This window comes from Nesterenkonia sp. PF2B19 (assembly GCF_001758425.2).
Classification (GTDB): domain Bacteria; phylum Actinomycetota; class Actinomycetes; order Actinomycetales; family Micrococcaceae; genus Nesterenkonia; species Nesterenkonia aethiopica.
Window position 1 is genome coordinate 1 of sequence record NZ_MDSS02000065.1, and the last position, 19340, is coordinate 19340.

15 protein-coding genes and 1 pseudogene are annotated in these 19340 nt (G+C 67.9%); 6 read left to right on the plus strand and 10 right to left on the minus strand.

The window, feature by feature from the left end; all coding sequences use genetic code 11:
- Nucleotides 1-137 precede the first annotated feature (137 nt).
- Entirely contained in the window at nt 138-1223 is a 1086-nt protein-coding gene (locus BCY76_RS14690) for an inositol-3-phosphate synthase (protein WP_070161657.1), read from the minus strand.
- Nucleotides 1224-1561: 338 nt separating this feature from the next.
- Here BCY76_RS14690 and BCY76_RS14695 point away from each other — a divergent pair, with 338 nt between their 5' ends.
- Nucleotides 1562-2797 (plus strand): glycosyltransferase family 87 protein, encoded by a 1236-nt coding sequence (locus BCY76_RS14695; RefSeq protein ID WP_085437857.1) that lies wholly within the window; start codon nt 1562-1564, stop codon nt 2795-2797.
- Nucleotides 2798-2898: 101 nt separating this feature from the next.
- Here BCY76_RS14695 and BCY76_RS14700 read toward each other — a convergent pair whose 3' ends face one another.
- Nucleotides 2899-3777: a 5'-nucleotidase, lipoprotein e(P4) family gene (locus BCY76_RS14700; protein ID WP_170922713.1), complete on the minus strand. Its 879-nt coding sequence runs from the start codon at nt 3775-3777 to the stop codon at nt 2899-2901.
- Between the two features lie 95 nt (nt 3778-3872).
- Nucleotides 3873-5297 carry a CCA tRNA nucleotidyltransferase gene (locus BCY76_RS14705; RefSeq protein WP_070161651.1) on the minus strand — a complete coding sequence of 475 codons (1425 nt, stop codon included), beginning with the start codon at nt 5295-5297 and terminating at the stop codon, nt 3873-3875.
- Between the two features lie 112 nt (nt 5298-5409).
- Between BCY76_RS14705 and BCY76_RS14710 the strand changes: the two genes are divergently transcribed.
- The 5 genes from BCY76_RS14710 (at nt 5410) to trxA (ending at nt 11326) form a co-directional block, all read left to right on the plus strand.
- Nucleotides 5410-5955, plus strand: coding sequence for an NUDIX hydrolase (locus BCY76_RS14710; protein WP_442935366.1), 546 nt, complete (start codon nt 5410-5412; stop codon nt 5953-5955).
- A gap of 9 nt (nt 5956-5964) precedes the next feature.
- Complete coding sequence (gene murJ / locus BCY76_RS14715; RefSeq protein ID WP_139827830.1) at nt 5965-7704, plus strand: murein biosynthesis integral membrane protein MurJ; 1740 nt, start codon at nt 5965-5967, stop codon at nt 7702-7704.
- A 121-nt stretch (nt 7705-7825) separates the two neighbouring features.
- Nucleotides 7826-9802 (plus strand): hypothetical protein, encoded by a 1977-nt coding sequence (locus tag BCY76_RS14720; RefSeq protein ID WP_085437858.1) that lies wholly within the window; start codon nt 7826-7828, stop codon nt 9800-9802.
- 152 nt (nt 9803-9954) lie between these two features.
- Nucleotides 9955-10959, plus strand: a complete 1005-nt coding sequence (gene trxB, locus BCY76_RS14725) for a thioredoxin-disulfide reductase (RefSeq protein ID WP_070161648.1) — start codon at nt 9955-9957, stop codon at nt 10957-10959.
- A 40-nt stretch (nt 10960-10999) separates the two neighbouring features.
- Nucleotides 11000-11326 (plus strand): thioredoxin, encoded by a 327-nt coding sequence (gene trxA, locus BCY76_RS14730; protein WP_085437859.1) that lies wholly within the window; start codon nt 11000-11002, stop codon nt 11324-11326.
- 127 nt (nt 11327-11453) lie between these two features.
- Here trxA and BCY76_RS19640 read toward each other — a convergent pair whose 3' ends face one another.
- The 7 genes and pseudogenes from BCY76_RS19640 to rpmH all read right to left on the minus strand — a co-directional run bounded on the left by BCY76_RS19640 (nt 11454) and on the right by rpmH (nt 19047).
- Nucleotides 11454-13073, minus strand: coding sequence for a ParB/RepB/Spo0J family partition protein (locus tag BCY76_RS19640; RefSeq protein WP_336582500.1), 1620 nt, complete (start codon nt 13071-13073; stop codon nt 11454-11456).
- A gap of 1040 nt (nt 13074-14113) precedes the next feature.
- Nucleotides 14114-15006: pseudogene (locus BCY76_RS14740) on the minus strand (ParA family protein).
- Nucleotides 15007-15284: 278 nt separating this feature from the next.
- Nucleotides 15285-16055, minus strand: coding sequence for a 16S rRNA (guanine(527)-N(7))-methyltransferase RsmG (rsmG, locus tag BCY76_RS14745; RefSeq protein WP_083277698.1), 771 nt, complete (start codon nt 16053-16055; stop codon nt 15285-15287).
- Between the two features lie 95 nt (nt 16056-16150).
- Nucleotides 16151-17734 (minus strand): membrane protein insertase YidC, encoded by a 1584-nt coding sequence (gene yidC / locus BCY76_RS19645; protein ID WP_237090197.1) that lies wholly within the window; start codon nt 17732-17734, stop codon nt 16151-16153.
- Nucleotides 17735-17784: 50 nt separating this feature from the next.
- Nucleotides 17785-18315: a membrane protein insertion efficiency factor YidD gene (gene yidD / locus BCY76_RS14760; RefSeq protein ID WP_070161644.1), complete on the minus strand. Its 531-nt coding sequence runs from the start codon at nt 18313-18315 to the stop codon at nt 17785-17787.
- Nucleotides 18305-18742 (minus strand): ribonuclease P protein component, encoded by a 438-nt coding sequence (locus tag BCY76_RS14765; protein ID WP_070161642.1) that lies wholly within the window; start codon nt 18740-18742, stop codon nt 18305-18307. Before BCY76_RS14765 ends, yidD begins: the two co-directional genes overlap by 11 nt.
- Before the next feature lie 167 nt (nt 18743-18909).
- Nucleotides 18910-19047: a 50S ribosomal protein L34 gene (gene rpmH, locus BCY76_RS14770; RefSeq protein WP_083277696.1), complete on the minus strand. Its 138-nt coding sequence runs from the start codon at nt 19045-19047 to the stop codon at nt 18910-18912.
- Between the last annotated feature and the right edge of the window lie 293 nt (nt 19048-19340).

The following is a 19340-nucleotide window of genomic DNA, read 5'->3' on the forward strand; positions in this document are numbered from 1 at the left end:
CACCGGCGGCCCGCGGGCGAGCCGCCGTCGTCGTGGGTGTGGGGCTGCGTGCCGAGGGGGCCGTCCGGCTGCTGTCCGCTCATGGCACTCAGCCTAGGCAGGCTGCCACCGCGGCTCATCCCTCCGAAGGATGATCCTCAGCGCTCCACCTCTCCACGGATGAAGGCCTCCACCCGCTCCCGGGCGACCGTGTCGTGCAGCTGCTCGGGCGGAGACTTCATGAAGTAGCTCGACGCCGAGACCAGGGGGCCGCCGATGCCACGGTCCAGGCCGATCTTGGCCGCCCGCAGCGCATCGATGATCACGCCCGCGGAGTTCGGCGAGTCCCAGACCTCCAGCTTGTACTCGAGCGCCACGGGGGCGTCACCGAAGTTGCGGCCCTCCAGGCGCACATAGGCCCACTTGCGGTCGTCCAGCCACTGCACGTAGTCGGAGGGTCCGATGTGCACATCCTCGGCCTGCAGGTCCGCGCTGGTGTTGGAGGTGACCGCCTGGGTCTTGGAGACCTTCTTGGACTCGAGCCGGTCGCGTTCCAGCATGTTCTTGAAGTCCATGTTGCCACCCACGTTGAGCTGATAGGTGCGGTCCAGGATGACCCCGCGGGACTCGAACAGCGCGGCCAGCTCACGGTGGGTGATCGTCGCGCCGATCTGGGACTTGATGTCGTCACCGACGATCGGCACGCCGGCGTCGGTGAACCTCTGCGCCCATTCCTCGGTGCCGGCGATGAACACCGGCAGCGCGTTGACGAAGGCGGCGCCGGCGTCGATGGCGGCCTGCGCGTAGTGCCGGGCGGCCTCCTCGGAGCCCACCGGCAGGTAGCAGACGACGACGTCGACCTCGGCGGCCTTCAGCGCCTCGGCCACGTCCACCGGCGCGGCGGAGGACTCGGTGATGGTCTCCCGGTAGTAGCGGCCCAGCCCGTCCAGGGTGGGTCCGCGCTGGACCGTCACACCCGTGGGCGGGACGTCGGCGATGGTGATGGTGTTGTTCTCGCTCGCACCGATCGCCTTGGAGAGGTCCAGCCCCACCTTCGCCTCATCGACGTCGAAGGCCGCCACGAACTGCACATCCGAGATGTGATAGTCGCCGAACTGGACGTGCATCAGGCCCGGCACCTGCTGGTCGGCCGGGGCGTCCTTGTAGTACTCCACACCCTGGATCAGGGAGGCGGCGCAGTTGCCGACGCCGACGACGGCGACGCGGATGGGGTTGGTGGCCACAGGTATGCTCCTCAGGAAACTCGGCTCAGGTCTCAAGGCGTCATAGACGGACGCCCGTCGAGCCGCCATTATTCCTCATCAGCACCGGCGCCCGGCGGAGGACCACGGACGTGACCGAGTCATAGAGTGGTGGCGATGAGACCCCCTCCAGCAGCCCGCGCCAGCGACGACGACGTCCGCGACGGCGTCGGCGTCGGCGTCGGCGCGACCGTGGCCCCACCCGGTCCGACCCTCTGCTGCGGCTGGTCTCCGACCGGCTGGGCGGCCCGGCCGGTGCCCGGCTCCGGCCCTCCCGTCGTTCGGACCCGTGACGCGCGCGCTGTTGGTGATGACCGCCCGTGGCCGTGCTGCTCTCGGTGCTGACCATGCAGCACTGCCGCGCCGAGGGTTGGGTGGGCGTGGGCGTGTACCACCATGGCTGCTACTCGGACGTCTCTGCCCTGTATGTGCAGCGTGGGCTCGCACAGGACCCGTGGGCGCCGTTCGTCGACGGCGCCTGGTTCGAGTACCCGGTGCTGACCTCCCTGCTGGCCTCGCTGGCCGCCCTGGTCACCCACGGGGTGGACGCCGTGACGAGCACGCTGGCGCCGTCGCTGGTGTATTGGGAGGGCCGCCTGTCCCTGCTGTACTGGGACGTGACCTTCCTGGGTGCCGCCCTGGCCTGGTTCGTGCTGGTGCTGGCCGTGATGCGCGCGGCCGGGCAACGCCCCTGGGACGCGGCGATCGTGGCCACCTCCCCGGCGATCATCTACGGAGCGGGCATCAACTGGGACCTCTGGGCCACGGCCGCGCTGGTGCTGGCGCTGCTGGCGCACCAGCGCGGACAGCACCTGACCGCCGGCGCCCTGATCGGAGTGGGAGTCTCCTTCAAGCTGTTCCCCCTGTTCCTGCTGGGGGCGGTGTTCGTGCTCGCCGTGCGCCGCGACGGCCTGCCGTGGAGCGCGTTCGGGCGCACACTGGCCGCCGCCGTCCTCGCCTGGGTGGCCCTGAACCTCCCGGCCATGCTCGTCAGCCCGGAGAACTGGTCCCAGTTCTGGGCGTTCTCCGCCGAGCGCGGCGCTGGGTACTCGTCCATCTGGCACATCTGGCAGGTGCTCGCCGAGGGTCAGGGCGGCAGCGGGCCGGCGCCGGAGCTGATCTCCACTCTGAGCCTGGCGCTGTTCGTGGCTTGCTGCCTCGGCGTGCTGATCCTCGGCGCGAAGGCTCCCGTCCCGCCGCGGACCGTCCAGCTCCTCCTGCTGATCGTCGCGGCCTTCGCGCTGGTCAACAAGGTCTACTCGCCGCAGTTCATGATCTGGCTGATCCCGCTGATCGCCCTGGCCGCGCCTCGGTGGCGGGACGTGCTGATCTGGCAGGCCGCGGAGTTCCTGCACTTCTGGGCGGTGTGGATGTACCTGGCCGGCGTCGTCGGGGACCACCAGCCGCAGCACAGCATGGCCGACGGCGTCTATGTGCTGGCCGTGCTGGGCCACATGGCCGCGACCCTGTGGATCATGGCCGTGGTGGTGCGGGACATGTACCGGCCGGAGCGCGACGTCGTGCGGAACCCGCCGGTGCTGGATCAGCGGCGCTGACGGACGTCACGTCGCGGCCCGGCCACAACCCACGGGGCGATCCGGTCTCCGGCCGAGAGATGCCCCGGCCGGAGACCGTCGAGGTCAGCGACGTCAGCCCCTCAGTGGTTGCCCTCTTCGTCGTAGGTGCCGAACTCCATCTCGGCGTCCCATTCGTCGAGCTCGGCCTCCTGCCAGGAGCCGTAGGTCGGGTTGGGCAGGACGAACCAGTCGTCGCCCCACCGGTCGGCATGCTCCTCGATGAGGTCGTGCTGCTCCTCCAGGTCGGCGCCGGCGTACCCCTCATGGAAGTCATGCAGAGTGTCGCCGAGCTGCATGATCAGCTCGTACTCGGCCTCCACGGACTCCCGGCGCTCCTGCTTGGGCGGACCCAGCAGCAGGACCTGGTCCTCCTCCACCTGCGGGAACTCCAGCTCATCCAGCATGGCGAGGGTGTCATCGAGGTTCTCCTCCGTACGGTCGGAGAGGTAGACGATCGTCACGCCCAGCTCATCGGCACGCTCGAAGAACTCCAGGGCGCCGGGGATGACGCGGGCCGTGCCTTCGCGCTCCCAGTGGTCCCAGGTCTCCCAGTCGGTGTAGTCGTGGCACTGGGCCATGTCCCGAGCGAGCAGCTCGGAGTTGTCCACTGCCGTCTCATCCAGGTCGGTGATGAGGGCCAGATCCTCGCCATCGGCCTCGTCGACGAGCTCCTCCAGGCGCTGCTCCGCCAGGCGGTAGGTCTGCGCCTGCAGGGCCTTGGCCTCCGCGCTCTGCTGCTGCCAGCGCAGACCCATGGCATGTTCGAGGACCGCGCAGTCCTCATCCGTCTCCGCATCCTCAGCAGCCGCGTCGTCCGACGTCGCGCCGTCGTCGTCGGTGTCAGCGGCCTCAGCGGCGTCGTTGACGTCCTCGTCGACGTCCGCGCCGTCCTGCCCGTCAGCACAGGCCGTGGTCGCCAGCAGTGCGAAGGCCCCCAGGCCAGCCAGTGTCTTCTTCATGAGTCGACTCCCCTCGTGCGGTATACCAAGTCCGTTCTCAGGTTCTCACAGGGTGCGTCTGGAGGGAATGGAAGTCGGCTGGGGAGGCTTCGACCTCACTCCTGCTCCGCCCACCACTCCTTGAGCACCAGCACAGCCTCGTCCTCTGCGACCGGACCGTTCTCCATCCGGTGCTCCAACAGGAAGGAGTACGCCTTCCCCACCTGCGGTCCGGGCGGGATCCCCAGGACATCCATGATCTGCTCGCCGTTGAGGTGTGGCCGGATCTTGGCCAGCTCCTCCTGCTCGGCGAGCACCGCAATGCGCTCTTCGAGGTCGTCATAGGCGTGGGCGAGCCGCTCGGCCTTGCGCCGATTGCGGGTGGTGACGTCGGAGCGGGTCAGCCGGTGCAGCCGTTCCAGCTGATCGCCGGCGTCGGTGACGTAGCGCCGCACCGCCGAGTCGCTCCAGCCGGCGTCGCCGTAGCCGTAGAACCGCATGTGCAGCTCCACCAGCCGGGTGACGGCCTTGATGGTGTCCTTGTCGAACCGCAGCGCCTGCATCCGCTTCCGCGTCAGCTTGGCCCCGACCACGTCGTGGTGCCGGAAGCTGACCCCGCCGCCGGGTTCGAAGCGCCGGGTCTTCGGCTTGCCGACGTCGTGCATCAGGGCCGCGAAGCGCAGGATGAAGTCCGGGCCGGGGACGGGACCGTCGTCGTCGGTCTCCAGGCCGGCGGCCTGCTCCATGACCTGCAGAGAGTGCTGGTAGACGTCCTTGTGCCGACGGTGCTCGTCGTCGGTGCGCTTCAGAGCCGGAACCTCGGGGATCACGACGTCGGCCAGCCCGGTCTCCACCAGCAGGTCCACTCCGATCCGTGGATGCGCCCCGCAGATCAGCTTGACCAGCTCCTCACGCACCCGCTCCGCGGAGACGATCTCCAGCCTTCCGGCCATCGCGGTCATGGCCGCGCGGACGTCGTCGGCGACGTCGAGCCCCAGCTGGCAGGCGAAGCGGGCGGCACGCATCATGCGCAGCGGATCGTCGGAGAAGGACTCCTCCGGCGTGGACGGAGTCCGCAGCCGCTGGGCCACCAGGTCCTTCACCCCGCCGTGCGGATCGACCAGCTCCCAGGACGGCAGCCGCAGCGCCATCGCATTGACCGTGAAGTCGCGGCGTACCAGGTCATCGGCCAGGTTCGTGCCGAACTGCACCTGCGGCTTCCGGGAGGCCGGATCATAGGCCTCCGCCCGGTAGGTGGTCACCTCGATGGTGTCGTCGCCCTTGCGGATCCCGATCGTGCCGAAGTCCCGGCCGATGTCCCAGTGCGCATCCGCCCAGCCGGCGACGGTGGCGATGATCTGATCCGGCGTGGCGTCCGTGGTGAAGTCCAGATCGGGGGAGGTGCGCCCCAGGAAGAGGTCACGCACGGGCCCGCCCACCAGGGAGAGCTCATGGCCGTGGGAGGCGAACTGTTCACCGAGTGCGACGACGACGTCGGGCAGCCAGGCGCCGTCGGGAAATCCAGCTGGGAGATAAGGCATGACAGAGACAGTTTCCCACAGCCGCGACCGCTCCTCGGCTCCGGTGCAGAGCACGCCGCGGAGAACCTCGGGAGGCGCTGAGCGCGAGCCGCTTCCCGTTAGAGTAGTCACCATGAACGGAACGGAGACCGGCGACGAACCCCAGACGCCGCTGACGGTGTCGATGGGCTCCCGTCGTGTGCCGGTCCCGAAGCCGCCGCGCGGCGGCGGGCACCTCCCCACCGTGGAAGAGGTCAGCGCCGGCGGCGTCGTGATCCGCCCGGCCGCACAGGGCTTCGAGGCAGCCATCATCGCCCGGTACAACCGGGGAGGTCGGCTCGAATGGTGCCTGCCCAAGGGGCACCCGGAGAACGACGAGGACTTCGAGCAGGCCGCCGTGCGCGAGGTGGAGGAGGAGACCGGCATCGCCGGTTCCATCCTGACCTCGCTGGGCAGCATCGAGTACTGGTTCACCGTCCCCACCCACCGGGTGCACAAGACGGTGCATCATTTCCTGCTGGAGGCGGTCGGCGGCGAGCTCACGACGGAGAACGATCCGGACCATGAGGCCGTAGACGTCGCCTGGGTGAACCTGGACGACTTGGAGCGCACCCTCTCGTTCCCCAATGAACGACGCATCGTCAACGCTGCCCAGCAGGTCATCGCGGACACGTTATAGTCGTCGCCGATGCCGCACACCTCCGAGGACCAGGACCGCCGCCAGCACGACGGCGACAAGCCCGCCGACACCCACATCCCCCAGGGCGGCATGGCGCGCGCCAGCGCTCTGATGGCCTCCGGCACGCTGATCTCCCGCGTCCTGGGCTTCATCCGCACCGCCCTGCTGGCCGTGGCGATCGGCTCCACCGCCCTGGTGGCCGACGTCTTCGAGAAGGCCAACACGATCCCCAACGTGATCTACATGCTGCTGGCCGGCGGCATGTTCAACGTGGTGCTGGTCCCACAGCTGATCAAGGCCGCCAAACGCCCCGACCGGGGAGCGGACTATACGTCCCGCCTACTGACCCTCTCGGTGATCGTCCTGGGGGCGTTCACGATCCTGCTCACCCTGGCCGCCTACCCGCTGATGGTCGCGCTCACCAAGGACTGGACGGAGCCGATGCTCGCCCTGGGCACCGCCTTCGCCGTCTGGACCCTGCCCCAGGTGTTCTTCTACGGCCTCTACGCGGTGATCGGGCAGATCCTCAACGCGAATGCCAAGTTCGGCTGGTACATGTGGGCCCCGGTGCTGAACAACCTGATCGCCATCGGCGTCATCGGCAGCTACATCGTGATGTTCGGCCGCTTCACCGCCGGCACCGATCAGGCAGCCGAGTGGACCACTCAGCAGACGGTCTGGCTGGCCGCCGGGCACACCATCGGCATCGCCGCCCAGGCCGTCATCCTCATCTGGCCGTTGATGAAGATCGGCTTCCCCATCCGCCCGAAGTTCGGGTGGAAGGGCATGGGCCTGCGCTCCACGGGGCAGATCGCCGCCTGGACGTTGGCCACCATGCTGATCAGCAACATCGCCAACCTGCTCTACATGCGGCTGATCTCCGGCGCCACGGCCAGCCGTGAGCAGATGCTCGACGGCGGCGCCTCCGTCCCCGGCGAGTACGCCGCCAACACCGCCCAGCTGATCACCGTGCTGCCGCATTCGGTGTTCGTGCTGTCCCTGGCCACCGTGCTGTTCAACCAGCTGGCCCGCTCCATGGATCTGGGTCGGTATGGCCGCGCCCGGGAGATCATCAACGAGGGGCTGCGGCTGTTCGCGATCCCGGTCATGTTCTCCATGGTGGCGGTGATCGTCCTCGCGGGCCCGCTGGGACGGCTCTTCGGAGGCTCCGCCGAGACCGCCCACCTCTCCGGTGCGGCCATCGGTCAGCTGCTGATCCTGCTGGCGCTGGGCATGCCGTTCCGCTCGGCGAACTTCTACCTGATGCGCGTCTTCTACTCGGCTGAGGACGCCCGCACCCCGATGCTGGTGCACACGATCATCGCCGCGCTGTGCTTGGGCTGCGCCTACGGCGGCGCCCTGGTCCTGCCCAATGAGGTGCTCCCGTTCCTGGTGATCGGCCTGTTCTCCTTGTTCCACGTGGTCCAGTACGTGCTGTGCCACATGTGGGTGGTCCGCCGGTGGGGCGACTATGACGTGCGCACCGTCGTGGCGGCCTACGCCCGCTCCGGGTGGGCCGCCGTCATCGCGGGACTGGCGGGCGCCGCAGTGCTGTGGGCGATGGGCGGATACTCCTGGGGCTTCGCCTGGCAGTCCATCCCGGCCGCCCTGGTGACCTGCGCCGTGGTGGGTGCGGTGATGAGCGTGGTCTTCGTGCTCATGCTGCGCACCATGCGGGTCAAGGAGTTCGCCGACGTCATCGAGCCGCTGTCCCGCAGAATTCCGGCTCTGCGCCGTCTGAGCCGGTAGGCTGGCCCCAGAAGGGCGCACCTGGAGGGGCGCCGGCGTGCCACGGCCGCCAGGCGCCTCCAGACGGCGGCGCCCGCCCCGTGGAGCGCTCGCATCGAGCATCACTGACGCAGGAGGATTCGTGGCCCAGCCGTTCGGCATCGGCGATGTGGTGGGAGGTCGCTACCGCATCACGCACCATGTGGTGACCTCTGCGGACCAGGACATCGTCTTCGAGGGCATCGACCAGGTGCTGAACCGCGGAGTCAGCATCCTGCTGGCCTCCACCCAGAACGCCAAGCAGGTGGCCACCTCCGCTCGAGAGCTCGCCACCGGGGAACGCAGCTCGGAGGTGCAGGTCCTGGACCTCGGCCTCACCGAGGACCGCACCTACCTGATCTCCACTCAGACCCACCCCAATGACCTGCTGGATCTCGTGGTTCCGGATGCCGCACCGTATGTGGAGCCCTTCTTCACCGATTCGCTCGGATCGGAGATCTTCGGTCAGTCCCGCGTCATGGAGCCGGAGACCTTCTCGGACGACGCCGAGTACTACGCCGGCCTGCAGGACGTGGCGCCCGAGGCGGACGAGGCCCCGGAGGAGTCCGGGGCCCGCTCGCGCCGTCGTCCTGCGTTCCTCAACAAGGTCTCCGAGTCGCTGAACCGTCGGCTAGGCACTGACCGCGACGCCGACAGGCGGCAGGCGGCCCAGGAACCCTCACCCTCCGACGCCGCCCAGTCGTCTCCAGACGCCCCGGCACCATCAGGGCCGGTCTACTCCGGCGCCGCCGCCCTCCGCGGCCCGACCTCGCCTCAGGGGTCGGCTCCCAGCGGGCACTCCCCCAGCGAGTCCTTCCTCAGCGAGCCGACTGCCTCTGCCGCGGACGATCCGGCCCGGCCCTCAGAGCCCACAGAGGTCCCGCAGCCGCCCGCGCTGGACCTCCATGCGGACATGGAGGTCGTGGAACCCAGCCCTGAGGCCGACGCTCACGACCAGTTCGGCGTCGCCGCTGACGCCACCGGCGCCCTGCGTCCCTTCGGTTTCGAGGAGGACGCGGCCCAGGCGTCGGCGGCCCCTGCCCCAGCACCTGTCTCCCTTGCTCCGGCGGAGGACGACGGCGAGGAGGTCGTCGACGACCCGCCGGAGGAGCCGGTGCCGGGTTATGGCCCTGCTGACCCGCAGGCCTCGGATCAGCCGGCGGGCACCGCCGCCGCACCGGCACAGACCGAGGGCAGCCCCAGCTTCACCGGTCTCATCTCAGCAGTCTCCGAGGACCGCCGTACCTCGTTCCCCGCAGCTGGCGCGCCCGCGGGCGCGCCTGCGCCGGACACCAGCTCAGCGGAGCTCCCCCCGGAGGACGCCGCCGCTCCCGCAGCTCCCGGGGCCGCCGGGGCCGATGACACGGAGTCGAAGGACCGCGCCGGGGCAGGGCGCTGGATCGGGCTGGGTCTGCTGGTCGCCGTGGTCCTGGTCGCCGCCGTCGTCGCCTTCCTCGCTCTGCGCGGGGGAGACGACCCGCAGACCACCGCCGACGACGACGCCGCCCAGGAGCCGGAGGACAGCGGCGAGGACGACGCCCCCGCGGAGGAGGATGACGAGACCGCCGAGCGCGGAGACGGCGCGGACGAGGGTCAGGACGCGGAAGACGAGAGCACCGATGGCCCGATCGCGGTGAGCGAGGCGACCCGCCTAGTCACCAGCGATCCCGGGCTGAACGATGAGACCGACGCGCTGCTGCCGAACCTCATCGACGACGACACCTCCACCTCCTGGAACACGCTGAACTTCGGGTCAGCCGGCTTCGGCGGCATCACCTCCCAGATGGCGCTCGTCCTGGAGCTCGAGGAGCCTGCCGAGGTCTCCGCGGTGACCATCACCCAGCAGGGCGACGCCGAGGGCGGCTCCTTCGAGGTGCTCGTCAACGACTCCGCCAGCCTCGACGGCGCCCAGCAGGTGGGATCGGGCACCTGGAACTGGAACGAGACCACAGTGGAGCTCGACGACGGCGCCGAGGGCCAGTACGTCATCATCAACACCACCGAGCTGCCGCAGCGTGCCGAGCCGGACAACCCGGAGCTGCCGTACAACCTCCAGGTGGCGCAGATCGTCGTGGAGTGACCTTCCGAGGGCCCTGACATCGCGCTCCTGCTCAGGGCTGGGCGGGACACCGCCTGGAATTTTCATGCCCACCGGGTGGTTTCACCACTCGGAACAGATCCCGGACCGGTGCCCTGCCCCGGCGCACTTTCGACGCGAAGGACTCAGCAGACGTGACTGAACAGATTCCCGACCAGGTCCACGATGTGGTCATCGTGGGCTCCGGCCCCGCCGGCTTCACCGCCGCGGTCTACACCGCCCGAGCCAACCTGAACCCGGTGATGCTGGCCGGCTCCGTCACCACCGGCGGCGAGCTGATGAACACCACTGATGTGGAGAACTACCCCGGCTTCCCCGAGGGCGTCATGGGCCCGGATCTGATGATGAAGATGGAGGAGCAGGCCGCTCGCTTCGGTGCCGACGTCCGCCGTGAGGACGCCACTGAGCTGAAGCTGGACCAGCCGATCAAGGAGATCACGATCGGCTCGGGCGAGGTCATCCACGCCCGTGCGGTCATCCTGGCCACCGGCTCCGCCTACCGCGAGCTGGGTGTCCCCGGCGAGAAGCCGCTCTCAGGCCACGGTGTCTCGTGGTGCGCGACCTGCGACGGCTTCTTCTTCCGCGAGCAGAACATCGCCGTCGTCGGAGGAGGCGACTCCGCCATGGAGGAGGCACTGTTCCTCACGAAGTTCGCCTCCAAGGTGACGGTCATCCATCGCCGGGATGAGCTGCGGGCCTCCAAGATCATGGCTGACCGCGCCAAGGCCAACGAGAAGATCGAGTTCCTCTGGAACCACGAGGTCACCGAGGTGCAGGGTGACGGCAAGCTGACGGGCCTTCAGCTGCGCAACACGGTCGACGGCACCGAGTCCTCCCTCGAGGTGACAGGACTGTTTGTAGCTATCGGACATGACCCCCGAGTTGAGCTGTTCACGGACCAGCTCGAGCTCACGTCCGAGGGCACCGTGAAGGTCCAGGGACGCTCCTCGAAGACCTCACTGCCTGGCGTCTTCGCCGCCGGCGACGTCCTGGACCCCACCTATCGTCAGGCCATCACCGCGGCGGGCTCCGGCTGCGTCGCCGCTCTCGACGTCGAGCACTGGCTCGCCGACGCGGCGGACTCCGACGCCGCTGATGCCGCAGGGCTGGTCGGCGCTGGTGCCGAGTCCGCCTCCTGACCCCCAAGACAATCCACCGATCAACGGAAGGACAGACACCATGGCAGAGTTGAAGAGTGTCACCGATGCAAGTTTCGACCAGGACGTGCTGCAGGCCGACAAGCCTGTGATCGTCGACTTCTGGGCCGAGTGGTGCGGTCCGTGCCGCATGGTCGGCCCGGTGCTCGAGGAGCTCGCAACTGAGCACGCGGACAGCGTGGAGGTCGTGAAGGTCAACGTTGATGAGAACCCGGCCATCGCAGCCAAGTTCGGCATCACATCGATCCCGGCGATCTACGGCTTCAAGGATGGCGCGCACGTGATCTCCTCGATCGGTGCCAAGCCGAAGCAGGCGCTCGAGACGGAGTTCGCCGACTTCCTCGGCTGACCCCGCCTCCGCCAGGGTTCCCTGGCATCACACAGAGGGCCCCCAACAACCTTTGAAGGTTGTTGGGGGCCCTTTGTCATGGGCTTGCTCTTCGAAGCTCATCCCTCGTGGGACGCACCTCGCGGGATCAGCTCACCTGCTCTCGCTGGCCGATCATCTCCATCAAGCGATGCAGGTCTTCGATCGAGCCGAAGTCGATGGCGATCCGTCCCTTCTTCGCTCCCAGGGTGATCTTCACCTGGGTGTCCAGACGATCCGTGAGGGCGTCGGCGTACTCATCGAGCTGCTGGTAGCGCGCGGTGGACGGCAGCCGTGTGGTTCCACGTGAAACACCGTTCCCCTGGTTCTGCTGCGCCATGGTCACAGCTTCCTCCGTCGCCCGGACCGACAGGCCCTCAGCCACGATCCGCTTAGCGAGCTCTTCCATCTCCTCAGCACTTGAGAGTCCCAGGAGCGCCCGCGCGTGACCGGAGCTCAGGACCCCTGCGGCTACCCGGCGCTGGACCGCCGGAGGCAGCTTCATGAGCCTCAAGGTGTTGCTGATCTGCGGACGTGAGCGACCGATCTTCTCCGCCAGTTCATCCTGAGTGCAGTTGAAGTCGTCCAGAAGCTGACGATAGGCGGCAGCCTCTTCGAGGGGATTGAGCTGGGATCTGTGGATGTTCTCCAACAAGGCATCACGGAGGAGGTCGTCGTCCCGAGTGGACCGCACGATAGCGGGGATGGTCGTGCGCTCGGCGGCCATGCTCGCGCGCCAGCGACGCTCTCCCATGACCAGCTCGTACTGCTCAGGGCCCACCTCGCGGACCACGATCGGTTGCAGGACACCGATCTCGCGGACGGAATGCACCAGCTCCGCCATGTCCTCTTCATCGAACTCCGTGCGGGGCTGTCGCGGATTGGGCTGGATGGCCCCCACGGCGACGGAACGGAACTCGGCACCATCTACGCTGCCCCCGTGGCCATTCTGGCTGACGGCCTCCGTCCAGGCATGCTGGGGCTCCACCGCCGACTCGACCCGTTCCTCGGCCTCTGGCGCCCCAGATCGGCGTCCGCCGTTGTGGTCGATCGTGCTGGTATCAGAGCCAGCAGCTGTAGGTTCCGGACGGACCGTCGCTGAGGGCGGCAGGGAGGCGCTGCTCACGGGAGAGTCAGGGGATCCGGCCGTGCGTGCGGACTGGCGTTCACTCATCACGTCCGGCATCTGGGCACGACGCGCTCCAGATCGTCGGCTGGTGGTCGTGGGCTTCGTTCCGGGACGTGTTCCACGTGAAACCCGCTGGGTGCCCAAGTGCGACTTCGCAGAGAAGAAGACGTCAATGGGTCGTTCCGGCGTCTCAGCGACACTCGCACCCTGAGATGCGTCATCATCCACGCGGTCGGGGGTCTCCGGAGCGGATGGACCGTCACTCTGCCGCGCAGCGCCGATGTCATGATCGTCGCTCGGCTCCTCGTCGACTCGCCCATCCAGAGGGGCCGTCGCCTCATGCCCTCGCTCAACGGGGGATCCGGCAGGCTCAGCACCTGATGGCGCCTGACCGGGGGAGGTTTCATGTGAAACGTCGTCCGCACCGGGGTTCTCACCGGCCAGTGCCTCCTGTTCCTGGGAGTCGCTGTTGATCAGGGCGCCCAGACCCCGACCCAGCCCCCGCCTCTTCCGCTCTGCCATTGCAGGCCACCTTCCTCGTCTCGCCGGCTCACCACGTTCCGGACCGTGGACTATTCTACGGCCCGAAGCAGAGATCATTCCTGCAGCCTTCAACCCAGCGTTTCACGTGGAACGATGTCACGGCCGGCGGGGCTGACATGATGGGAGGGCCGCACCAGCAGAGATGGATACCTCTTCCGAGGCCCGCATCCTTCTCGAAGTTCCTCCTGTGTGGGTTGCGCGACCCGGAAGGGCGCTTCATGTCGCCAGCGGAGACGACTCCCAGGTGCGCATGCAGAGCCACGACAGGCGTCATCCCCGGGGGATCGCGCACCTCTCCGCTCTGCCATGGATCGCAAGGTTTCACGTGGAACCGTCGGCCTCGGATCAGCCCGCCGTTGCGCCGCGTTCGCCACCGCCTGTGCCGCGGTACCCCTCCGGCAGTGTCTCCGCACGAGCGGACCATCATCTCAGGACTTCTCATGAGAAGCACCGAATCGCATCGTTCCACGTGAAACAGCCTCGACTGAACACCCGACGTCCTGGGCGCCCTGCGCCCGGCACGGCACCCCCTCACTGTTCACGGCGAGCGGACGCTGGTGTGATGGCCCCTGATCTTCGACGGGCAGCGTTCGGGAAGAGGCAGCGCAGTCGATCCGGCCGCACGGCCGGGGATGCGATGGCGTTCCACGTGAAACGGGCCTCCAACTAAGCGTCACGTCTCACCGTCCAGCTGCCGGGGTGCAGGGGTGCAGGGGACCGCAGCATCCGATTCTGATCCGCTCCCTCTTTCCCCCGGCCAGATCGGTAGGCACCCAAGTGCACAGGCTCCCAGCGCACAGAACACGACACCGCCGCGGTCACCAGCTCCGAGGACGTCCTGGGAATCGGGGTATCGCATGGGACGATCTGATATCCCGCCAGTCCTGTTCCACGTGGATCGCGTGCGCCTTCGCGGGGACTGGCCCGGGCACACGAGACGCGGTCAGAGCTCTTGGGTCACCCCTCGCCCAGGCCGCTCGTGGGGACAGGATCCAAAAGAAGATGACTCATGACAATGTGAGCCGACGCCCGCGACCGTCGTTTCACGTGGAACTCTCGGCGCCACGCCCATGAAGGGACCCATGACGGGGCCGTCATCAGCGCTGGGAGGCTGCTCCCCGCGTCACGATCTCCGCGGCGGCCTCCAGATACGCCAGGGCGCCCGTCGAGGAGGGATCGTAGGAGATCACGCTCTGCTGGTAGGAGGGGGCTTCCGAGATCCGCACATTGCGAGGGATGAGGGTGTCCAGCACGGCCTCCGGGAAATGCTCGCGGACTTCCTCGGCCACCTGTGAGGCCAGACGTGTGCGACCGTCGTACATCGTCAACACGATCGTCGAGACGGTGAGTGGGGGATTCAGGTGCTTCTGAATCATCTGAATGTTGTTCAGCAGCTGGCTCAAACCCTCCAGCGCGTAGTACTCACACTGGATGGGAATGAGCACCTCCCGCGCCGCCACAAAGGCGTTGACGGTCAGCAGGCCCAAGCTGGAGGGCAGTCGATGAACACATAGTCCAGACGCTCCAGCCCCTGCTCCTCGCGGTACCGGTGGTACTGGTCCAGTGCGCGCTGGAGACGCTGCTCCCTCGCCACCAGCGAGACCAGCTCGATCTCTGCGCCGGCCAGGTGGATCGTCGCCGGGACCACCTGCAGCCGGTCCAGGTCAGGACAGTCGGCCACGACGTCGGCCAGGGAGAGGTCGTCGATCAGGACGTCATAGATCGAGTCCGTGTCTGCCGAATGGGGGACTCCCAGTGCCGTAGAGGCATTGCCCTGGGGGTCGATGTCGATCACCAAGACCTGGAATCCCTGGTCAGCCAGAGCCGCGGCGAGGTTCACCGTGGTCGTGGTCTTCCCCACCCCACCCTTCTGATTGGAGACCGTGATGGTGCGGGTGGTCTCGGGGCGCTGGAGCTCGGTCGCAGAGAGGACCTGCCGCCGTCGCCGTTCGTCAGCCAGCTCCGCCGCCAGCGGCGATGACGCGTCCATGCCGTCGAGGATCGATGATCCACGGGCGGTCTCGGCGGCCTGCTGCGCCGCTTCGCCCGTCGACGCGCCGGTGCCGCGTGTTCTGTCCTGGCTCGCCACAGGTCATCCCTCCCAAGGATCCGACGATCATCGGCGCCGACCCAGCGGTCAGCACCTCCAGCAGTCTAGGACACGCCCCTGACCGGAGGCATCCGCAACTTCCAGGTGAGGTCGAGGTCGGCCGCCCGCGCGTCCTCGCATTCCGGTGACGGTGCGCTCCGGTGACGGACACGCCGATGTCAACGTCGCGGGCAACGCAGCACCGTCGTCGTCTCCTCCAGAAGTCCCTCTCCCAGCTGCTCCACCACGGGACGGCCCAGACGATGCTTGGAGAACAGCTTGCGTGCCGCCGTGATCTCCTGGTCCACGCTGCGGCCCTTCAGGAGCAGAAGCTCACCGTCGTCCGCCAACAACGGAACTGTCAGGGGAATGAGCTTCTTCAGGGCTGACACGGCGCGGGCGGTGACGACGTCGGCCATCACCTCGTCGGTGACCTCCTCGGCACGCGCCCGGATCAGCTCCACATTGTCGAGCCCGAGGTCCTTCACCACCGTGTCCATCCACTGGACACGGCGTTCCATCGGCTCGATCAGCTGGAAGTCCACATCGGGCCGGGCCAGGGCCAGGGCGATTCCGGGCAGGCCGGCTCCGGAGCCGACGTCGGCCACGGTGCCGCCGGCCGGCAGCTCCGGACCCAGCACCGCACAGTTGAGGACATGCCGGGACCACATGCGTGGCACTTCCCGGGGACCCAGCAGGCCGTGCTCGATCCCCGTGCCGCACAGGTGCTCCACGTACCGTTCCGCCAGCGGCAGACGTTCCCCGAACAGCACCTCCGCGGCACGACGCTCCGCCGCGGTCAGCTCCGGGGGCTCCTGGGCGGGCCCGTGGGCCTCCTGGGCACCGGACAGCGCAGGCTCGTCCCCGTGTGCGTGTGCGGCGGCCTCAGCGTCAGCGGCACGTCGCTGAGCCTCGACGTCGCCGAGGTCCTCATGCTGCGGTCGAGTCATCCTGCGTCCCCCTGGTGTCCGCCGGGTCATGCCGGCTGCCGGTCTGCTGATCGATCGATGCGCGCGATGCCTTCCGTCGGTGGAGGCCCGCTCCCTCAGGAGGCGGAGACCACCACGTGACGACGCTTGCCCTCACCTTCGGATTCGCTGACGAGTCCCGCCTCGGCCACGAAGTCGTGGACGATCTTGCGCTCGTAGGCGCTCATCGGCTCCAGATGGACGTCCTCACCGTGCTCGCGCACCTCGGCGATGGCGTCGTCGGCCTGCTTCTTGAGCTCCACCTGGCGTCGCTCGCGATGGCCTGCGATGTCGAGCACCAGCCGCGTGCGTTCGCCGGTGGCGGTCAGCACGGCCAGCCGGGACAGCTCCTGCAGCGCGTCGAGCACCTCGCCCTGGGGGCCGACGAGGTCGTTGAGCTCATCTCCGCCCTCCTCGGCGACGATGGAGATGAACGTCCGGTCCCCACGGATCTCGATGTCGATGTCACCGTCGAGGTCCGCAATGTCCAGCAGCTCCTCGAGGTAGTCCGCGGCGATGTCACCTTCGTCCATGTCTCCGCCGTCTGCCTCGTCTCCGCCGTCCTCACCCTGGGCGTCGTCGGCGTCGTCGGCGTCCACCTGCGGCTCCGAAGGGGCCCCTGCGGAGGAGTCGGCCACCTCCACGGTCTGCTCGGCGGCCTCGTCTGCCGGCGGCACGTCCTCGGACTCCACGGGGTGCTCAGTCTGCATCTGGCTCATCACTTCTTCTTCCTCTTCTTCTTCGAAGCTGCGCCTGCTGACCGCGGTGCTTGCCGGTCGGCTTGGGCTTGTCCTCCTGCGTGGACTCGGGCTTCTCATTGATGGGCGGCAGACCCTTGGCCGCGCGGCGCAGGTTGAGCTCCTTCTCGGCCAGCGACCCCGGGTCGGGTTGTTCCGGATGACCCACCACTGCTGTCCCATCGTCCAGAAGTTCGTGGCGGTCCAGTAGATCAGCACACCGACGGGGAAGTTCACACCGCCGATGACGAAGACGAGCGGCAGCATGTAGAGCATCATCTTCTGCGTCTGGGCGAACTGGCCCTGGAGGGCGGCCTCAGACATGTTCTTGCTCATCAGCTGCTTCTGGGTGAAGAACTGGGTGAGCACCATGGCCACGATCATGATCGAGGTCATGATCACCACATGCCATTCGGTGGGGTCCGACTGGAAGGAGGGCAGGAAGATGTCGGACATGCCGACGCCGAGCAGCTCCGAGCCGTCGAAGCTCTGCACCTCACCAGCGCTCAGCGCCCCATAGCCGTCCTGCTGGTACTGCTCCTGACGCATGCGGTTGAGCATCCAGAACAAGGCGAAGAACACCGGCATCTGAGCCAGCAGCGGCAGGCAGGTCATGAAGGGGTTGACCTTGTGCTTCTTGAACAGCGCCTGCTGCTCCTGGGCCATCGCCTGCCGGGAGACCGGGTCCTTCTTCCCCTTGTACTTCGCCTGGAGCTTCTGCACCTCCGGCTGGATGATCTGCATCCCGCGCTGGGACTTGATCTGCCGCACGAACAGCGGGATCAGGATCACACGGATGACGATCACCAGCAGGATGATCGAGATGGCCCAGTTCCAGCCGGACTCGGGGTCCAGCCCCAGGAAGGTGAGAGCTGTGTGGAACAAGCTCAGGATGAAGGAGACCGCCCAGGTGAACGGCGTCATCAGTGTGTCGAAAAAGCCATATGTCTCTCAAGTCGTCGGCCCGGGCATGGTCAGCGCTGCCCGGAGTCTGCTGGATGCACGCCTTCACCCTGCGATGCGGGCGCCTCCGCATCGCTCGGTGCGCGCCCGTCGTCGGCGCAGTCGTGGTCCAGGGGGATCGGCGGATGGTTTGTCTCTATGATCGACGGTGCCGACCCCCGGGGCCAAATCCGCCGGCCCACCGGCACGTGGTCCACTCCGCCACCGGTGAAGGGATTGCAGCGCAGGATCCGCCAAGCGGTGAGCAGCGAGCCCCTGACCGCCCCATGCACCGTGACCGCCTCCAGCCCGTAGGCCGAACAGCTGGGGTAGTAGCTGCAGACCTGACCGTACAGCGGAGAGATGACGCGGCGGTAGCCCTTCAGGAGGGCTCCCAGCAGCTGCGACGGCAGGCGGCGCAGCCTGCCCCAGTGCTGGCTACGGACCTCGTGGGCGTTCGGCTGCGTCCGGGGGAGACCAGGGGTCTCCCCGACGGCCACGTAGTAGTCGCTGTGCCGAACCCACTCCGGATCCGCATCGCGGCTCAGACGCTCATCCCGCATCGGGTTCCCCCTCCCGACGACGGCGGCGAGCCTTGCGCACCGCACGCAGCAGCGTCGACCGCACTTCCGAGATCAGCTCGTCGTGGGCCGCCTCCACGGCCGCCGGCAGGGCACGGACGACGACGTCGAGCCGCGCCCCCTCGGGCACCTCCACCGAACCTTCGCGCATGATGTCCCAGATGATGTGCCGCAGGCGCCGTTGGGTACGGTGCCGGACCACGGAGTTTCCCACCGCTTTGGAGACGATGAATCCACAGCGCCATGCCGCGGCGTCGGGGCCGACCCCCGGCGCTGGATCACCGGGATGGTTCGGCCGGTCCGCCAGCCGGGCGGAGATCACCACACATGATCCTCCCGCCCGTCCACCGGCCCGTGTGACGGCACGGAAGTCCGACGCCACGGTGACACGATGACGGCGGGGAAGCATGCGCGATGTCCTCCGGTCGGTCGGGCTGGGGCTGGCCTTCGGGGCCGGGCGAGCCGGATCCGAGGCCCCAGATGCACGAACGGCCCGTACCCTCGAACGGGACGGGCCGTGGGTGCGGCGACGCGAAGGCGCCGCCCTGAGCCGTCGGGCGGCTCAGCTGACGTGGATCAGGCCGAGAGCGTCTTGCGGCCCCGGCTGCGGCGTGCCGAGATGATGGAACGGCCGGCACGGGTGCGCATACGAGAACGGAAGCCGTGCTTGCGGCTGCGACGGCGGTTGCTCGGCTGGAAAGTCCGCTTGCTCACTGTGTACTCCCACTGGATGGTTCGAAGTCTTCGGTGGAGACCGAACCGTCTGGTCGGCTCCAACTGCGGCGGGCCGAAAGTCTCGTCCCCGCACGCCTGAGTCGGTGTCTCCTCGGTCCGGGCACGCCAGAGGCATGCGCCATTCAGAGCGACCTGTCAACACTAGACGCCGCATCGGCGCGTCGTCAAGTCGGCGACGAGACTCATGGAAAGTCCCCGCGTAGCAAGGGGCCGTGCCTCAGATGAAAGTCCCCGCCAAAGGTAGAGGACTCTGCAGGTGAGGATCGGTCACG